Origin of the sequence: Arthrobacter wenxiniae (genome assembly GCF_013376105.1) — a bacterium.
Classification (GTDB): domain Bacteria; phylum Actinomycetota; class Actinomycetes; order Actinomycetales; family Micrococcaceae; genus Specibacter; species Specibacter wenxiniae.
In genome coordinates, this window is sequence record NZ_JAAMFM010000082.1 from 1 (window position 1) to 807 (window position 807).

The window sequence follows — 807 nt, forward strand, 5'->3', positions numbered from 1 at the left end:
CATGGCCGTTGGTGTTTTTGATTTGTTTTCCGTGGGGATTGGTCCGTCGAGTTCGCATACGGTGGGTCCGATGCGGGCTGGTGCGGCGTTTGTGCGGGAGCTTGTTGAGGCCGGGGTCCTGGGTTTGGTGGCCTCGGTGCGGGTTGACTTGTACGGGTCCCTGGCCGCGACGGGGCGCGGGCATGGGACCATGACGGCGGTGTTGTTGGGGTTGGAGGGCCGGGAGCCGGAGTTGATCCTGCCGGCGGAGGTCGAGTCCCGGCTGGCGGCGTTCGCGGCGGGGGAACCGTTGCTGCTGGGCGGGAGCGTGGCCTTGGCGTATGGGGCCGGGGACATTGTCCTGCACCCGCTGACCGTCCTGTCCCGCCACACCAACGGGATGAAGCTCGCCGTGGCGGGGGCCGGCGGGGAGGTGTTGCTTGAGGCGACGTACTTCTCCGTGGGCGGGGGCTTCATCATCCGCGAGGGCCAGGCGGGGGCCGCCGCGGCCGAGCTGGAATCCTCCAAGGCGTTGTTGCCGTACCCGTTCCGCACGGCCGTGGAACTGCTCCGCCACTGTGCGGCGGTGGGCGGGAACTTCAGCGACGTGATGCTCGCCAACGAGCTCGTCTCCCGCACCGGGGACCAGGTGCGGGAGGGGTTGCTGCACATCCGTGATGTCATGGAGGAGTGCAAGAACGCCTCCCTGGCCCGGGAGGGGCTGCTGCCGGGCGGGTTGAAGGTCCGCCGCCGCGCCCCGGCCTGGCACGCCAGGCTGCGCGCGGAGGACCCGGACCGGGACCCGAAGTTCTGGCAGGAATGGGTGAA

Annotated in this window: 1 protein-coding gene; it reads left to right on the forward strand. The window is 69.6% G+C overall.

The features are described 5' to 3' along the window. Position 1 precedes the first annotated feature (1 nt). A partial coding sequence (locus G6034_RS19440) for a serine dehydratase beta chain (protein ID WP_281375538.1) occupies positions 2–807 on the forward strand: 806 nt, incomplete at its 3' end.